Origin of the sequence: Pseudomonas sp. MF6776 (assembly GCF_016613125.1) — a bacterium.
GTDB lineage: Bacteria > Pseudomonadota > Gammaproteobacteria > Pseudomonadales > Pseudomonadaceae > Aquipseudomonas > Aquipseudomonas iridis.
On the sequence record NZ_JAENSQ010000011.1, the window covers coordinates 170214 to 186281 of the forward strand.

The 16068-nt window shown below is 60.8% G+C and carries 14 protein-coding genes and 1 riboswitch; of the genes, 6 read left to right on the forward strand and 8 right to left on the reverse strand.

Going from position 1 to position 16068, the window contains the following annotated elements:
* The first annotated feature begins 176 nt into the window (after positions 1 to 176).
* Complete coding sequence (locus JJD74_RS15235) at positions 177 to 923, forward strand: RsiV family protein (protein WP_042557352.1); 747 nt, start codon at positions 177 to 179, stop codon at positions 921 to 923.
* Here the strand turns inward: JJD74_RS15235 and cytX are convergent.
* Both cytX and thiC read right to left on the reverse strand, forming a co-directional pair.
* On the reverse strand, positions 892 to 2184 hold the full coding sequence (gene cytX / locus JJD74_RS15240) for a putative hydroxymethylpyrimidine transporter CytX (RefSeq protein WP_047299470.1): 1293 nt from the start codon (positions 2182 to 2184) through the stop codon (positions 892 to 894). The genes JJD74_RS15235 and cytX overlap by 32 nt on opposite strands.
* 103 nt (positions 2185 to 2287) lie before the next feature.
* Positions 2288 to 4177 (reverse strand): phosphomethylpyrimidine synthase ThiC, encoded by a 1890-nt coding sequence (gene thiC, locus JJD74_RS15245; protein WP_042557350.1) that lies wholly within the window; start codon positions 4175 to 4177, stop codon positions 2288 to 2290.
* A gap of 146 nt (positions 4178 to 4323) precedes the next feature.
* Positions 4324 to 4429, reverse strand: a riboswitch (TPP riboswitch).
* A gap of 196 nt (positions 4430 to 4625) precedes the next feature.
* Between thiC and JJD74_RS15250 the strand changes: the two genes are divergently transcribed.
* Positions 4626 to 6059: a TolC family outer membrane protein gene (locus JJD74_RS15250; protein WP_115145951.1), complete on the forward strand. Its 1434-nt coding sequence runs from the start codon at positions 4626 to 4628 to the stop codon at positions 6057 to 6059.
* An 84-nt stretch (positions 6060 to 6143) separates the two neighbouring features.
* On the opposite strand, the gene waaA is transcribed toward JJD74_RS15250, so the two are convergent.
* Positions 6144 to 7418, reverse strand: a complete 1275-nt coding sequence (gene waaA, locus JJD74_RS15255; RefSeq protein WP_200615121.1) for a lipid IV(A) 3-deoxy-D-manno-octulosonic acid transferase — start codon at positions 7416 to 7418, stop codon at positions 6144 to 6146.
* An 11-nt stretch (positions 7419 to 7429) separates the two neighbouring features.
* The gene (locus JJD74_RS15260) at positions 7430 to 8332 is read right to left on the reverse strand and encodes a LysR family transcriptional regulator (protein WP_115145953.1); all 903 of its coding nucleotides are present in this window, start codon (positions 8330 to 8332) and stop codon (positions 7430 to 7432) included.
* A 102-nt stretch (positions 8333 to 8434) separates the two neighbouring features.
* On the opposite strand from JJD74_RS15260, the gene JJD74_RS15265 reads away from it, so the two are divergent.
* From JJD74_RS15265 to JJD74_RS15280, 4 genes are all read left to right on the forward strand, one after another.
* Positions 8435 to 8767, forward strand: coding sequence for a DMT family transporter (locus JJD74_RS15265; RefSeq protein WP_042557345.1), 333 nt, complete (start codon positions 8435 to 8437; stop codon positions 8765 to 8767).
* Between the two features lie 201 nt (positions 8768 to 8968).
* A complete protein-coding gene (locus tag JJD74_RS15270) occupies positions 8969 to 10144 on the forward strand; it encodes an NAD(P)/FAD-dependent oxidoreductase (protein WP_200615130.1) in 1176 nt (391 codons plus the stop codon).
* Positions 10141 to 10953: an aldo/keto reductase gene (locus tag JJD74_RS15275; protein WP_047299466.1), complete on the forward strand. Its 813-nt coding sequence runs from the start codon at positions 10141 to 10143 to the stop codon at positions 10951 to 10953. Before JJD74_RS15270 ends, JJD74_RS15275 begins: the two co-directional genes overlap by 4 nt.
* A gap of 31 nt (positions 10954 to 10984) precedes the next feature.
* Positions 10985 to 11947, forward strand: coding sequence for a hypothetical protein (locus JJD74_RS15280; protein WP_047299465.1), 963 nt, complete (start codon positions 10985 to 10987; stop codon positions 11945 to 11947).
* Between the two features lie 7 nt (positions 11948 to 11954).
* On the opposite strand, the gene JJD74_RS15285 is transcribed toward JJD74_RS15280, so the two are convergent.
* From JJD74_RS15285 to hldE, 4 genes are all read right to left on the reverse strand, one after another.
* A complete protein-coding gene (locus JJD74_RS15285; protein ID WP_200615132.1) occupies positions 11955 to 12755 on the reverse strand; it encodes a hypothetical protein in 801 nt (266 codons plus the stop codon).
* A gap of 49 nt (positions 12756 to 12804) precedes the next feature.
* Positions 12805 to 13491, reverse strand: coding sequence for a hypothetical protein (locus JJD74_RS15290; protein ID WP_115145957.1), 687 nt, complete (start codon positions 13489 to 13491; stop codon positions 12805 to 12807).
* Positions 13492 to 14466 (reverse strand): glycosyltransferase family protein, encoded by a 975-nt coding sequence (locus JJD74_RS15295; RefSeq protein ID WP_200615134.1) that lies wholly within the window; start codon positions 14464 to 14466, stop codon positions 13492 to 13494.
* Positions 14467 to 14596: 130 nt separating this feature from the next.
* Positions 14597 to 16018, reverse strand: coding sequence for a bifunctional D-glycero-beta-D-manno-heptose-7-phosphate kinase/D-glycero-beta-D-manno-heptose 1-phosphate adenylyltransferase HldE (gene hldE / locus JJD74_RS15300; RefSeq protein ID WP_200615143.1), 1422 nt, complete (start codon positions 16016 to 16018; stop codon positions 14597 to 14599).
* Positions 16019 to 16068: the final 50 nt, after the last annotated feature.

The window sequence follows — 16068 nt, forward strand, 5'->3', positions numbered from 1 at the left end:
AACCTCGACTTCGCGCCATCCTAACGCGCCCGTACCGTTTGATGCAGCCCCTTTACCGTCATCGGGATGGACGGTGGCGGCGAAACCCACTCTAATTAGCTTAGTGGCGAACTGACTGCTTCGTTGAGAGTCGAAGCGGTAACTTTTTGCCTTCCCCTGCTTTCGAAAGGACGCCCATGTCGCTTTTCAAAATTGCCTCCGTGGCCGCCATTGCCCTGACCCTGGGCGCGTGCGCGAGCCTGTTCCAGCCCAACTATCGCACGCCGCTGGAAACCACCCGTGATGCGTCGGAACAGCTGAAACCGGGATGTTCCACCCCTGATTGCCCACTGGTGAACATCGATACCCTGCGTTTCCCGGCAGAGCCCGCGCTGGACCCGATCATCGAAAAACGCCTGCTGCAAATGACCCGAACCGAGCCGGGCGCGCCTGTTGCGCCGACGCTGGCGGCCTATCGCGAGCAGTTCCTGGCCAACGCCGGCCCGCGCAACAGCAGCTATCTGCAAGCGAAAGTACGTGAACAGCATGACGGCTTGGTGATCATCGAATTGTCGAGCTACCTCGACACCGGTGGCGCCCATGGCACACCGGGTCGCGGTTTCATCAACTATTCGCGCCAGCAGCACAAAGTGTTGAACCTGTCCGACATGCTGATGCCGGGGCAGGAAGAGGCGTTCTGGAAGGCTGCGCAAGTGGCGCACAACAGCTGGCTGATCAGCACCAAGCTCGATCAGGAGCCCGAGTTCGTCAAGAGCTGGCCATTCGTGAAAACCCCGCACGTGGCGTTGACCTACGGCGGGGTGATCCTCAAGTACGAAGTGAGCACCATCGCGCCTTACGCGCTGGGCCACGTCGAACTGAAGATCCCTTATCCACGTCTGAACGGCATTCTCAAGCCTGAGCTGTTTCCCGGCCGTAACTGAAGGCCCGACCGAGCACAAATTGCAGCAGCCCTGCCAGCACCAGCGCCGGCAGGGTGGCGCCGATGTCCGGATACAGATTCGCCAGCAAGTGATAGGTGCTGACACCCCCCAGCCACGCCAACAACGCCGGCCAGCGCAACGCGGCTGATGCGACCTGCCCCCGGCGCTTGCGCAGGATGAAGTGATCCACCAGCACCACGCCGAACAACGGCGCAAACACCGAGCCGATCAGCAGCAGGAAATTCTGGTATTGCGCCAATGGCGCCAGCAGTGCGATCAGCGTGCAGATGACGCCGATGGCGAGCGCCAGATGCTCGACTCTCAGGCGCAACAGAATCCCGCTGGACACCGCTGCCGAATGAATGTCGGCGAAGGCGTTTTCCGATTCGTCGAGCAGAATCAGCAGCAGCGGAATACCCAACCCGGCACCGGCCAGTGCCAGCAGCAACGCATTGACTTCACCGCTCGGCGCGAACGCCAGGGTGTAGGCGACGCCAAGGCTCATCAGCCAGAAATTGCCGATAAAGAAACCGACGGCGGTGCCGCCGAAAACGTTCTTCGCACGCTTGCCGAAACGCGAGTAGTCGGCGATCAGCGGCAGCCACGACAGCGGCATGGCGATGGCGATGTCGAAGCCCACGGCGAATGGCATCGAACCGTCACCGGCACGCGCCCAGAGCGCCGTCAGATCCGCCTTGGCGAACAGGTTCCAGGTCAGCCAGAGGCACGCAGCCAACAGCAGCCAGATCCCCCATTTGCGCAGGATCTGCCGGACAAACGTCAGCGGCCCGCTGACGGCAAGCAGGGTTGCCAGAGCGCCGAAGAACAGCGTCCACAACACCGGATTGGACCACAGCGAACCTTCGCTGAATGCGCGGGTGCCGAGCAGGCTGGCCGCATCACGCATGACGATGATTTCGAACGAGCCCCAACCGATCAGTTGCAGCAGATTGAGCAGCGCCGGCAAGCTCGCACCTTTGCTGCCGAGGCTGAGTTTGAGTGCAGCCATCGAAGACAGACCGGTGTCGCTGCCGATCACGCCGACGGCCGCCAGCAGCAGAACACCGACCAGCGTGCCGAGGAAAATGGCCAGCAGCGAACCGGACAAGCCCAGACCCGGCGCGAGCAATGCGCCGGTCTGCAGCACCATCAGGCCGATGCCGAGGGAGAACCACAGGGAAAACAGATCGCGACCGCCGAATACACGCCTGTCGGCGGGCACGGCGAGATCGGGGGAGTAGGTACCGGGTTGAATGCTCAAGGGTGTTGATCTCACGGAGTGATAGCTACAAGTTGCAAGCCACAAGCTGCAAGAAAAAGCAGGTTTCGCATCTGCCTCTAACTTGCAGCTTGCAGCTTGCCGCTTACACTTTTTTATAAAGCTGACTGCCTTCCTTCTTGAACCGCTCAGCCTGTTCCGCCAGGCCTTGGGCGACGTCCACGTCGACCGCTTCGATACGCTGGTTGGCCGCGTATTCGCGGACTTCCTGAGTGATCTTCATCGAGCAGAATTTCGGCCCGCACATCGAGCAGAAATGCGCGACCTTGGCCGAGTCTTTCGGCAAGGTTTCATCGTGATACGAACGCGCGGTATCCGGATCGAGGCCGAGGTTGAACTGGTCTTCCCAACGGAATTCGAAACGCGCCTTGCTCAAGGCGTTGTCGCGGATCTGTGCGCCCGGGTGCCCCTTGGCCAAGTCCGCTGCGTGCGCGGCGATCTTGTAGGTGATGATCCCGGTCTTCACGTCATCCTTGTTCGGCAGACCCAAGTGCTCCTTCGGCGTCACGTAGCAAAGCATGGCGCAACCGAACCAGCCGATCATCGCCGCACCGATACCGGAGGTGATGTGGTCGTAGCCCGGCGCGATGTCAGTGGTCAACGGGCCAAGGGTGTAGAACGGCGCCTCGTCGCAGCATTCCAGCTGCTTGTCCATGTTCTCTTTGATCAACTGCATCGGCACGTGGCCCGGGCCTTCGATCATGCACTGCACGTCGTGCTTCCAGGCGATCTTGGTCAGCTCGCCGAGGGTTTCCAGCTCGCCGAATTGCGCTTCGTCGTTGGCGTCGGCAATCGAGCCCGGACGCAGGCCGTCGCCCAGCGAGAAGCTGACGTCGTAGGCCTTCATGATTTCGCAGATTTCGTCGAAATGGGTGTAGAGGAAGTTCTCTTTGTGGTGCGCCAGGCACCACTTGGCCATGATCGAACCGCCACGGGAAACGATGCCCGTCACACGTTTGGCGGTCAGCGGCACATAGCGCAACAGCACGCCGGCGTGGATGGTGAAGTAGTCGACGCCCTGCTCGGCTTGCTCGATCAGCGTGTCGCGGAACAACTCCCAGGTCAGGTCTTCAGCGGCGCCGCCCACTTTTTCCAACGCCTGATAGATCGGCACGGTACCGATCGGCACTGGCGAGTTGCGGATGATCCATTCGCGGGTTTCGTGAATGTGCTTGCCGGTGGACAGGTCCATCACCGTGTCCGAACCCCAGCGGATGCCCCAGGTCAGTTTCGCCACTTCTTCTTCGATCGAAGAACCCAAAGCACTGTTGCCGATGTTGCCGTTGATCTTCACCAGGAAGTTACGGCCGATGATCATCGGTTCCAGTTCGGTGTGGTTGATGTTGGCCGGAATGATCGCGCGACCACGGGCAATTTCTTCTCGAACGAATTCAGGGGTGATGACTTTCGGCACGCTGGCACCGAAGCTGTGCCCGGCGTGTTGCTGGTCCAGCAGGCCGGCGGCGCGAGCCACTTCGAGTTTCATGTTTTCGCGGATGGCGACGTATTCCATCTCGGCAGTAATGATGCCTTTGCGCGCATAGTGCATCTGGCTGACGTTGGCCCCGGCCTTGGCGCGACGCGGGTTGTTCACGTGGGCAAAGCGCAGTTTGGTCAGCTCGGCGTCGGCCAGGCGTTCCTGGCCAAAATTGGAACTCAAGCCAGGCAGGCGCTCGGTGTCGCCACGGGATTCGATCCACGCCGAACGCACATCGCCCAGGCCTTTGCGCACATCGATGATGACGTTGGGATCGGTGTACGGGCCCGAGGTGTCGTACACGACGACCGGCGCGTTGATCTCGCCGCCGAAGTCGGTCGGGGTCACGTCGAGACTGATTTCGCGCATCGGCACGAGGATGTCCGGGCGGGAACCCTGAACGTAGACTTTTTGCGAACGGGTGAACGGCTTGACCGATTGCTCGTCGACCTTGGCCGAGTCACTCAGGTTGATCGCGTTTTTTGGTTTTGTAGTCATCACGGGCTCTCCAGACATCATCCAGGCAGTGGATTGTCGGAGCAGAACCTGAAAGGCACGGACGCACCAGGACTGGTGCTGTGCATCGTCGTCGAGCGTTCGATTGTCGAACAATTTCCCGGACGAAGCACAAGAGGACTCGCCGGGTGACGAGAAATCTTGTTCCCTACGCAGGCGCTAACCTGATCAGGTTCAACGGGATCCGAAATTATTCGATCTCAGCCTCATAGCAAGGCACCCCGACAAGAACCCGGCCAGTCTAGACACAACCGGCAAAGAACGCCAACACCGCGGCAAACACCATGATGAATGGCGCAATTAACGGATTGTTGCCGAACGCAGGCGCAACTACACTCGCTCTGCCCCGCCGGGCCTTGACGCTACGGGGGGTGCGCCTTACCTTTGGCGCCCGGATTACTTCCATAATATTCATGCTAGGGATCGCCTCATGCTGCGCAAACTTTCACTGGCTCTTGCCGTGTCTTGTGCGTCCAACGCAATGGCCTGGGCAGCAGAAGCGCCCTTGTCGACCAAAACCGATCTGGTCAGCGTCTATCAGGAAGCGGTCGACAACAACGCCGACCTGGCCGCTGCCCGCGCCCAGTACGGTGCACAGAAAGAAGTGGTACCGCAGGCTCGCGCCGGATTGCTGCCGAATCTGTCCGGTGGCGCCGAAGTCGCTGACGTGCGCACTTCGCTCGACCAGCCTTCAGCCATCGCCAACCGCAGCGCTCACTCGTATCAGGCGACCCTGGCTCAGCCGCTGTTCCGCGCCGATCGCTGGTTCCAGTACCAGGCTGCCAAAGACGTCAACGAACAAGCCGCGCTGCAACTGTCGGCCACCGAGCAGAACCTGATCCTGCAATCGGCCGAGAGCTACTTCAACGTGCTGCGCAGCCAGGACAACCTGGCCTCGACCAAGGCTGAAGAAGCCGCGTTCAAGCGCCAGCTCGACCAGTCCAACGAACGATTCGACGTCGGCCTGTCGGACAAGACCGACGTGCTGCAATCCCAAGCCAGCTACGACACCGCGCGCGCCAACCGGATCGTCGCGCAGCGTCAGGTCGATGATGCGTTCGAAGCGCTGATCACCCTGACCAACCGCCAGTACAACTCGATTCAGGGCATTGTCCATACGCTGCCGATCCTGCCGCCGGCGCCGAATGACGCCAAGTCGTGGGTCGACACCGCCGCCCGACAGAACCTCAATCTGCTCGCCAGCAACTACGCTGTCAGTTCCGCCGAACAGACCCTGAAACAGCGCAAGGCCGGCCACTTGCCGACCCTCGATGCGGTGGCCAAGTACGAAAAAGGTGACAACGACGCCCTCGGTTTCGCCAACCCGAACGCCTTTGGCACACCCTACGGTGGCAACGTCGAGCAAAGCACGCTGGGCCTGCAACTGAACATTCCGCTTTACAGCGGCGGGCTGACCAGCTCCCAGGTGCGTGAGTCCTACTCACGCCTCGATCAAACCGAGCAGCAGCGCGAAGCCCTGCGCCGGCAAGTCGTCGAAAACACTCGCAACCTGCACCGCGCGGTGAACACCGACGTCGAGCAGGTGCAGGCGCGCCGCCAGTCGATCATCTCCAACCAGAGCGCGGTGGAAGCCACGGAAATCGGTTATCAGGTGGGCACGCGCAACATCGTCGACGTGCTCGATGCGCAGCGCCAGTTGTATACCTCGGTGCGCAACTACAACAACACGCGTTATGACTACATCCTCGACAACCTGCGCTTGAAGCAGGCCGCGGGGACATTGAACCCGGGTGATCTGGAGGATCTGCGCCGTTACCTGAAGGCCGATTACAACCCGGACAAGGATTTCCTGCCGCCGGATCTGGCCAAGGCTGCCGAGGCGCAGCTCAGGGCCCGCCCTTAAAAGCAAAAGACCGCAGCCTTCGGCAGCTCCTACATTGGAATGCATTTCCATGCAGGAGCTGCCGAAGGCTACGATCTTTTTGCTTTATTTGATCAGTCGGCCCAAGCCATCCAGCAAACGCTGCAACGCGCCCTGATTGCGGCGCATCACCGCCAGCCCCGCATCAGCCATACGCTGTGCATCCCGTGGCAGTTCGAACAGGCGCTGGACTTCCACTGCCAGCCCTTCGGCATCATCCACTTCAACCAACGCCCCGGCCTCGCGCAACTGCGCGGCGATGTCGAGGAAGTTGAACAGGTGCGGGCCGCTGATCACCGGTTTCGCCAGTGCGGCGGGCTCCAGCAAATTGTGTCCGCCATTCGGCACCAGGCTGCCGCCGACAAAGGCGCTGTCGGCCAAGGCGTAGAGAAACAACAGCTCACCCATGGTGTCGCCGAGCAGCACCGAAGTTTGCGCATCGACATTGGCGGCGGTCGAACGACGCAGTGTGGCAAAACCTTCGCGCTGACACAGTTCGAACACCGAGTTGAAGCGCTCCGGGTGACGCGGTACCAGAATCAGCAACGCATCCGGATGATTGGCCAACAAACGCCGATGGGCGTTCAACACCACTTCATCCTCGCTTTCATGGGTGCTGGCAGCGATCCACACCGGTCGCTCCAGCGCCTGCCACTGGCCACGCAATTGGGCGGCGCGTTGCAGCAGTTGCGGGTCGATGGTCAGGTCGAATTTGATCGAACCAGTGACTTCGACGGTCTCCGGACGCGCACCCAGATCGCGGAAGCGCTGAGCTTCGGCCTCGGTCTGCACGGCAAAAAAACTCATCTCGGCGAGCATCGGCGCAGTCAGTTTGCTGAAGCGGCCATAACCCTTGGCCGAGCGTTCGGACAATCGTCCGTTGGCGAGCGCCACCGGGATGCCGCGTTTGGCGCACTGATGAATATGGTTGGGCCACAGTTCGGTTTCCATGATCACGGCCAGTTTCGGCTGTGCGCGATCAAGGAAGCGCGCCGCTGCACATGGCAAGTCATAGGGCAGGTAGCAGTGCTGGATGCGCGGCTCGTTGGCGAACAATGCCTGAATCCGCTCCGAACCGGTCGGCGTCATGCAAGTCACGGTGATCGGCAGCTGTGGATAACGTTGCAGCAACGCGCGGATCATCGGCGCGGCGGCGATGCTTTCGCCCACCGACACCGCGTGTACCCAGATGCCGCCGGGTTGCAGCGCCGGCATCGCGTAAGAGAAACGTTCGCCAATGCGCTTGGCATACGCCGGCGCCTTGCGCGCCCGCAGCCACAGCCGAATCGCCACCAATGGCAGCCCCAGGTAAAACAGCGCGGTGTAGAGAGTTCTATTCATGGCGGCGGAGTTTATCGACTTTTTCCGTCGATCGCGCGCAAGTGCACGGCAAAACGCTCGGCCAGCCAACGCGCAGCCGGGCCGAGCGGCTCGTCACGCCGCCAGACCAGCTCCACCACCAGCGCTGGCGGCGTCCATTCGCTGTCGAGTTCGACCATCAAGCCCTGATAGGCCGAGTACTGCACCACGTGCCTGGGCAGCCACGCCCAGCCTAGATCGCGCACCAGCCATTCGGCCATCACGTAAAAACTGTCGGCACGCCACACCTGTGGGCTGGCCGGCTCGTTGCCGGGGTAGACACTGGTTTGCGTCGACATCAACAGTTGCCGGTGTTGCGCCAGTTGTTGGCAGGTCACGTACGTCTGCGTCGCCAACGGATGATTGATCCCGCAGACCGTGACCATTTCCACGCTCCCCAATACTCGTCGCTCCAGCGCCTCGGGGATTTCATCGTGATAGAACAGCAAGCCGAGATCGGCGCGGCGCTCGACGAGTTTGCGTGCGACTTCGCCTTGAGCAGCGCTGGTGAGTTGTACTTCCAGGCTGGGAAATTGATCGGCCAGCGCGCCGAAACTTTCCACCAGCGCCTGATAGGGCATCGCCTCATCCTGCGCCACGCGCAGTTGCGCTTCCTGGCCGCGCATCATCGCCATGGCCCGGCCATTCAGGCGCTCACACTGGCGCAAGACTTCTCGCGCCTCCTCGAGCAGCGCCTCCCCCGCTTCGGTGAGCCTCGGCTGACGACCGCTGCTACGCTCAAACAGGCTCACGCCCAGATCGTCCTCGAGCATGGCGATGGCACTGCTGATCGCCGACTGCGCCTTGCGCTGCTGCCGGGCTACGGCGGAGAACGAACGCTGTTCGGCGACCGCGATAAACACGCGTAGCTGATCCAGATTCCACTGCATACTCATCGCGCAACCCATCTCCCAAACAGATAGGTAATGACTTTACCGCATCTGAACAACCTCTAAAATGCCGACCTCAGAAAGTAACGCTACACACGAGGATTACACATGAACGCCTACGCCTACCTTGCCATCGCCATCTGCGCCGAAGTCATGGCCACCGTTTCGATGAAAGCGGTCAAAGGCTTCAGTACACCGCTGCCGCTGCTGGTAGTGATCGTGGGTTACGCCATCGCGTTCTGGATGCTGATTCTGGTGGTGCGCACGGTGCCGGTGGGCGTCGCTTACGCGGTGTGGGCCGGGATGGGCATTGTGATGGTCAGTATCGCGGCGCTGTTCATATATGGGCAGAAGCTGGATGTGCCGGCGATCTTGGGGATGGGGTTGATTGTTCTGGGCGTTGTGGTGATTCAACTGTTCTCGAAAACTGCGGGCCATTAAAAACCAATCGCAGTACCTGTGGGAGCGAGCCTGCTCGCGAAGAGGGCATGTCAGTCGACAACGATATTGCCTGACACAGCGCTTTCGCGAGCAGGCTCTCTCCCACATTTGATTTTGCATCCCGCCTGTTGATCATCGACAAATCCGCCTCTTTCCCGAGTCTGTATACTGCGCCCTCGTCTTGAACACTGAGGTCGCTGCATGCCATCCGTTATTTCCACCGACGTTCTGATTGTCGGCGCTGGTGTCGCCGGCCTCTGGCTGAATGCGCGCCTGCGCCGTCAGGGGTTTTCGACCGTGCTGGTGGAAAGTGCCAGCCTCGGTGGCGGGCAGAGTGTGAAATCCCAAGGCATCATCCACGGCGGCGCCAAGTACGCGCTGCACGGCGCGTTGACCGGCGCTTCGGAAGCCATCGCCGACATGCCGCGACGCTGGCGTGAAGCGCTGGCCGGCAACGGCGAGCTGGATCTGAGTGGCGTGCGCCTGCTCTCCGAAGCCCATTACCTGTGGTCGCCGGGCACCCTCGCCGGCAACCTCACCAGCTTCTTCGCCAGTAAAGCCGTGCGCGGCCGCGTCGATCAGGTCAAGGGCGATCAACTGCCGCCAGCCCTGCAAGACAAACGTTTCAAGGGCAAGGTCTATCGCCTGGCCGAACTGGTGGTCGATGTGCCGAGCCTGATCCAGCGTCTGGCCGATCTGGCCGGTGACGGTCTGCTCGCCGGGCAGACCATCGAGCCGTTGCTGGAAGCAGGCGTGCTGGTGGGCCTGAAGGTCGACGGTCGCGAGATCCGCGCCCAGCGCATCGTGCTCAGTGCTGGCGAAGGCACCGCGCATTTGCTTGAGCACCTGGGCCTGAGCAAACCGGCCATGCAGCGCCGGCCGCTGCACATGATCCTCGCCAAAGGCCCAGGCCTGAAACCGCTGTACGCCCACTGCCTGGGTGGCGGTACCAAACCGCGCATTACCGTCACCACGCATCCGGCGGCTGATGGTCAGTGGGTCTGGTACATGGGTGGCGACATTGCCGAAAGTGAAGGCGTGAACCGCGAACCCGCCGAACAGATCGCTACCGCGCAAAAAGAAATCTCCCAGTTGTTGCCGTGGATCGACCTCAGCACTGCACAATGGGCGACGTTGCGCGTCGACCGTGCCGAGCCGCTGCAAACCGGCCTGACGCGCCCGGACAACGCGTTCCTCGCCGAAGAGGGTCGCCTGCTGGTCGGCTGGCCGACCAAACTGGCGCTGGCGCCGGACTTTGCTGACCGAGTGATGGCCTCATTGCAGCGCGACGGTATCCAGCCGCAACCCGGCGAACCGTTGCCGTCGCTGCCAAAACCACCGATGGGCGTTCCGGCCTGGGAGCAACTGTTGCCATGAGCATTGCCACCCTGCATGACTTTCACCGCCCGCTGGGCAGTACCGGCCTGACGGTCTCACCGCTGGGCCTGGGCACGGTCAAACTTGGCCGCGATCAAGGGGTGAAATACCCCAACGGCTTCCAGATTCCCGATGACGACGAAGCGCGGATGCTGCTCAGGCAGGCACGCGAGTTGGGCATCAACCTGATCGACACTGCCCCGGCCTACGGTCGCAGCGAAGAGCGTCTTGGCCCGCTGTTGCGCGGCCAGCGTCAGGATTGGGTGATCGTCAGCAAAGTCGGCGAAGAGTTTGCCGACGGCCTCTCGCGACACGATTTCAGCGCGGCGCATACGCGTTTGTCGGTCGAACGCAGCCTGAAACGTCTGGAAACGGACTTTATCGACCTGGTGCTGGTGCATTCCGATGGCAACGACCTGGCCATTCTTGAGCACGAAGAGGTTTATGCCACACTCGCCGCGCTCAAGGCCGAGGGCAAGATTCGCGGCTTCGGTTTTTCCGGCAAGACCGTCGAAGGTGGCCTCAAAGCATTGGAGCAAGGCGACTGCGCGATGGTCACCTACAATCTGAACGAACAAAACGAGAAGGCTGTCATTGACTATGCTGCTGCGCACGGCAAAGCCATTCTGGTGAAGAAGGCCCTGGCCAGCGGTCACGTTTGCCTGAGCCCGGGCGTGGATCCGGTGCGCGCCAGCTTCGAGTTGCTTTTCGCGCAACCTGGCGTCGCCAGTGCTATCGTCGGGACGATCAATCCGCTGCACCTCGCCCACAACGTTGCGACCGTTGCCCAAGTCCTTCGTAGTCATTGACGCCGCCCCGCGGCCTTAAGCAGGAGCCGATATGCCGCGCACGCTCATCAGAAAGAACCCGAGCAACTTCAAGACTCTGCCGCTGTTCGTCGAAGCTACGCCCGAAGGCCTGACGTATCAGAGCGTCGGGATGCCGCTGAATTTCACGCAGACCTTGCAGCGACGCAAACCGGTCAGCGTGGCGGACGCCGAGCGCTTCTCGCTGGAACTGGCGAATCTGGGAGTCTCGGTGCGCCTGACCCTGCATTGGCAGAATCGCGACTACTGGGTGTTGGTGCGCCAGCGCCGGCAGGATCGCGGCGATGTGGTGCTGAAGTTGATTTCCGGTTACGTACCGGCTCACGAACTGAATATTCCGTTGCACACGGCCATTCAGGAAATCGCCGAAGAGTGTTTGCTGGAAACCCCCGAAGGCTGGCTCGGCGGGCGCTTCAACGACACCTGGCTGCCGGCGCCCTACTCCTCGGCCCTGCACTATCGCGAGGCTTTGCCGTTTCGGTTGACGCCGTTGTCCGGTTCGGCACGCCCCATTCGTAGCGCCAATCTGCAATTGCTGGAGCGGCCGCGGGCCTATGTGCACTTGCCGACAGCGTCGCTGCAATTGATCTACGACTTGCGCCTGGACGTGCCCAAGGAAGCCAAGTCCCTGAGCCTGTTCCACGTCGATGAGCGTCTGGAAGGCGATCAACTGGTGGCGCGGCTCGACCGCAAGCGCCCCGATCTGTACTTGATGCCACTCAAGGACGGCGCGCCACTGGCCGAGCTGTACACCCTCAAGCGCGACAAACTGCTACCGGCCAGCACACGCGGGCTGTATCTGGCCGAGAGCTTTGCGAATCAAGAAGGCTGGGTAGTGCGCGAAGAGCGCATTCGCTGGAAAGACTGGCTCGTGCAACAGGGCCTGCAACCGGCAAAGCCCCCTCGTGCGGGCCTCAAGCAGCTAAGTCTCAAGGCGTTGCGCCTTGTGGGCCTGGGCAAGAAGCGCGCGCGCTGACTGCCGGTTAGCGCCGGCGATCCAGCCATGTACGCAACGTGGCGAAGAAGTGGAAGTATCGATTCTCGCGTTTGCCCATGCCGCGCTTGGGCGAAAACGACTCCTCGGCAAAGGCGCCGGTAATACGCACTCGCGAAGCCTGGGTCTTCAGTGTGCAAACCTTGGCGTCGGCCTGCTGCAACGCGAATTTGAGCAAGCGTTCGGAATGCAGCTTCCTCCCCGTTGCCTTGCAGAACTCGAAGATGCGCTCGATGCGTTTGCCATACGCGACGTAAGTATCGCGACCGCAAATGGCAAAGCGGTCGTTCAACCCACCCCACCATTGCCAGTCGGGAATGTAGGCATTGTGCCGCCGCGCCTCTGGATGATTGAACACATAAGCAGGTAGCGGGTTGTGGAAGAAATTGTCCGGACGCACGAACACCACGAAATCGGGATTGAAGGATTCAATCATGCTGGTGACGGTGTGCAGTGAGTTGAGCTGATAGATCAGGTTGCGCAACGATGCAAAATCATCCGCCCAGGTGTCGCCCTGTGCTTTGACTTGCTCGAAATCCCAACGCTCCAGCACGCCTTCGGTCGAGGTCAGCGTCCCGCTCATCGACTCGAATGGCTGGTAGTTGTCCGCCGCCAGCTCGCCTTTCTCGCCTGAACGGGAGTTCTGCACTTCATCGATTTTGTACAGGTGATAAAAGCACTTCACGTCGCTGCCCGCAGGTAACTGCGCCAGTACGTTCTGCTCGATGGAAGGAAAACAAATCGGCGAGTTTCTCGGGATACCGAAAAAAGCCACGGCAATTTTCAACACTCAACAGCACCTTTTCGAAAGTTGTACGGGTCGGCCGGCACGGACTCGCTTATTTGCGGCGAAACAACTTCTGCCACCAGCGGCGGGGTTGCAGCGGCACGACGATGACGTCCGATTTCTGCAGCCAGTCGCGCTCGTAATCCCACGCATGCCCACCCCACAGTTTTCCAGCTTCGTTGGAAAAACCCAGGGTCATGAGCTGATAGGTGTACCCGACGTGACCGCGCAACCAGTCGAACAGCACGAGCGTGTTGAAACCGGTGGAGGGGCCAACGTAGCGCTTGCCGCCCGGCCGGTCGACCGGATAGTTCCAGAGCGGTGGCAGCGGAATGCGATCCCAGTACATGGCCACCCGAGTCAGCGGACTCATCGGTGCGGCACAGCCGACCAGCATGGTGAAACAGCGCTCACCCGCCTGATCAAACAGCCGCTGCACGTCCGGCCCCAAGGGCAGGCCAAAAAAGTACGCGTCCTGAGCGTTATAGCCATGCACGACGACGTTCACGCTTCGCGAGTCGAGCAGAGACGCCTTGATGCAGGTATTGAAGCTGACCACGACGTCATCGACGCCAATGTTCAACGCCTGAAAATCCGCCGCCGTAATGGCTGGATTGTTGGCAATCAATACGACCCGAGGCGCACGGCTCAGGCATGCCTGCAATGGCGCGGGCAGCGCCTGCAGAACAGACTGGTCACCGCCAGGCAGCGCATCCAGCGCCATGTGTTCGTCCTTCATTCAGGTCGGCACCTTCATCCCGTGGCGTAGCTTGACCCAGAACTGCGTGAACGCCGAAGGCGGCTGCCATGGGCGCATTTCACGCTGGATTTCCGTGGCCAGGGTCTGGCCAACGCGAGCGAAGGAATAGCGACTTTGCGCAAACTCCTGCCCCTTCATGGCGATACGCTGCGCCAGCTCCGGGTCGTCCTGCAGCAGTTTGATCTTCGCAACGGCCTCGTCTGCGCTGCGGTAAAACACGGTGTTGTGCATGTCTTCGAAGCCGAGCAACTGGTCTTCTTCGCCCTGGCTCCAGGCCAGCAGCACGCAGCCACAAGCCATGGCTTCAAAATTCTTGATCATGAACTCGTTCATGCCGATGTCAGCACTGACGAAAATCTTGATGCGATTGAGTGTTTCGAGGTATTCCGTACCCGATTTCGTGCGAGTCACCAGCATGCCGGTACGTTGCGCGAGCGACTCAAGCATTGCCTTGCGCTCGGCGTACTCGGTGCTTTTCAGGCTGCCCAGAAAACCGATGGGGATATCGCGCTCGGCGCCGGTATTGCGCAGCATCTGCTCGTCGTAACCCTTGGAGACGAAGACTGTGTCGATGCCTTCAGCGAGCATTTTGCGGGCAACAACGGCGCCGGACACCAGCGCGCGGCAGCTCGGTAGACGACTGTAGAGACGCGAATACACGCCACGATATTTACTGGCGGGCATGTAGTTCTGGTAGGCGTCGTGCTCGAGGAACACCAGCCCGGGAATGCACTTGAGCACCCGCAATTGCGTGGCCAGGCGCTTGACCCGAGAGAAGATCACCACGCGGTCGAACGTTTGATAGTCAACCGAGGCCAGAAACGGCCCGAGATTCATCTGTTGCTGCTTGCTCAGACGGAAGATGACGCATTCATCACAGTTCTGCTGCACGATGTCGTAGAGCCGGTCGAGAATGACCCGCTGCTCGTCCATCACCAGTAGCATGACTTTCATAGGTTAATTGACCACGCGACGTAGGCAGGCAAGCGCATCGGATTCAAACCTGCCGACATCAACGGAAACGGCTAGATCCCCATGGCAAAATCCGTTCACACGCAGTACACAAAGGTAAAAATTCATCTGATCAGCGACTGCGGATTTTTTCGACAATTGCGGTCGTCGAGCTGTTTTCCACAAGCCCCAGCACTTTCACGGTACCGCCATAAGACGTCACGATGTCGGCGCCGACCACTTGGTCGATCCCGTAATCGCCGCCCTTGACCAACACGTCCGGCTTGACCTCCCGCAGCAGGTTTTCCGGGGTGCCTTCAGGGAAACTGATGACCCAGTCCACCGCGCCCAACCCTGCCAGAACTGCCATGCGGCGGTCGACACTGTTGATCGGACGACCCGGCCCCTTCAAGCGACTGACCGAAGCATCGTCATTGACCGCGACAATCAGACGATCGCCCTGGGCGCGCGCCTGTTCCAGATAGGTCACGTGGCCGGCGTGCAGAATGTCGAAGCAGCCATTGGTGAACACGATCTTTTCGTTATGCGCCCGAGCATCGGCCACCGCGAGAATCAACTGTTCCAGGCCCAGCACACCGCGCTCGGAGCCTTCTTCACGCTGAATGGCGCGACGCAGTTCCGGAGCACTGATGGCCGCCGTACCGAGTTTGCCGACCACAATGCCTGCGGCCAGATTGGCTAGCGCCACAGCGTGAGGCAGCTCTTCACCGGCGGCGATGGCAGCAGCCAGCGTCGAGATCACCGTGTCACCGGCACCGGTAACGTCAAACACTTCTCGCGCACGGGCCGGCAGGTGCAGCGCCGGATGATCAGGACGCAGCAGGGTCATGCCGTGTTCGCCACGGGTCACCAGCAGCGCACCGAGCTCAAGGTCGTGCATCAGCGCAGCGCCCTTGCTCACCAGTTCATGCTCATCGGTGCAACCGCCGACGATGGCTTCGAATTCGCTGAGGTTGGGGGTGATCAGGCTGGCGCCACGGTAGATCGAGAAATCCTTGCCCTTCGGGTCGGCCAGCACCGGGATATTCCTGGCGCGGGCAGCCTGAATCAGCGCCTGATGGTTTTTCAGCGCGCCTTTGCCGTAGTCGGACAACACCAGCACCTTGATGCCTTCCAGCAGATCATCGACCTGCGAGGCGAGGGCCAGGGCATCGGTGGCAAACGGTTCTTCAAAGTCAATTCGCAGCAATTGCTGGTGCCGGCTCATGACCCGCAGCTTGACGATGGTTGGCTGGTGCGCAATGCGCTGGAACAAGGCACGTACGCCCGCGCCCTTGAGACTGTTGCTCAGGCTGTCGGCAGCTTCGTCGTCACCGGTCACACCGACCAGGGACGCCGGCGCACCCAGCGCGGCAATGTTCAAGGCAACGTTCGCGGCACCGCCCGGACGATCTTCGATTTGCTCGACTTTAACGACCGGCACCGGGGCCTCAGGGGAGATCCGTGAGGTTCCGCCATGCCAGTAACGGTCGAGCATGACATCGCCGACTACCAAGACCGGGGCTTGATCGAAACGCGGCATGGACAACTTCATGGAGCAACCCACATACAAAATGAACAGGGGCGCGATATTAACACAGGGAA

Bases quoted from the DNA above. Each gene is read 5' to 3' on its own strand.
- JJD74_RS15235 (WP_042557352.1), top strand. From the start codon at position 177: ATGTCGCTTTTCAAAATTGCCTCCGTGGCCGCCATTGCCCTGACCCTG.
- thiC (WP_042557350.1), bottom strand. From the start codon at position 4,177: ATGACTACAAAACCAAAAAACGCGATCAACCTGAGTGACTCGGCCAAG.
- JJD74_RS15250 (WP_115145951.1), top strand. From the start codon at position 4,626: ATGCTGCGCAAACTTTCACTGGCTCTTGCCGTGTCTTGTGCGTCCAAC.
- waaA (WP_200615121.1), bottom strand. From the start codon at position 7,418: ATGAATAGAACTCTCTACACCGCGCTGTTTTACCTGGGGCTGCCATTG.
- JJD74_RS15260 (WP_115145953.1), bottom strand. From the start codon at position 8,332: ATGAGTATGCAGTGGAATCTGGATCAGCTACGCGTGTTTATCGCGGTC.
- JJD74_RS15265 (WP_042557345.1), top strand. From the start codon at position 8,435: ATGAACGCCTACGCCTACCTTGCCATCGCCATCTGCGCCGAAGTCATG.
- JJD74_RS15270 (WP_200615130.1), top strand. From the start codon at position 8,969: ATGCCATCCGTTATTTCCACCGACGTTCTGATTGTCGGCGCTGGTGTC.
- JJD74_RS15275 (WP_047299466.1), top strand. From the start codon at position 10,141: ATGAGCATTGCCACCCTGCATGACTTTCACCGCCCGCTGGGCAGTACC.
- JJD74_RS15280 (WP_047299465.1), top strand. From the start codon at position 10,985: ATGCCGCGCACGCTCATCAGAAAGAACCCGAGCAACTTCAAGACTCTG.
- JJD74_RS15290 (WP_115145957.1), bottom strand. From the start codon at position 13,491: ATGAAGGACGAACACATGGCGCTGGATGCGCTGCCTGGCGGTGACCAG.
- JJD74_RS15295 (WP_200615134.1), bottom strand. From the start codon at position 14,466: ATGAAAGTCATGCTACTGGTGATGGACGAGCAGCGGGTCATTCTCGAC.
- hldE (WP_200615143.1), bottom strand. From the start codon at position 16,018: ATGAAGTTGTCCATGCCGCGTTTCGATCAAGCCCCGGTCTTGGTAGTC.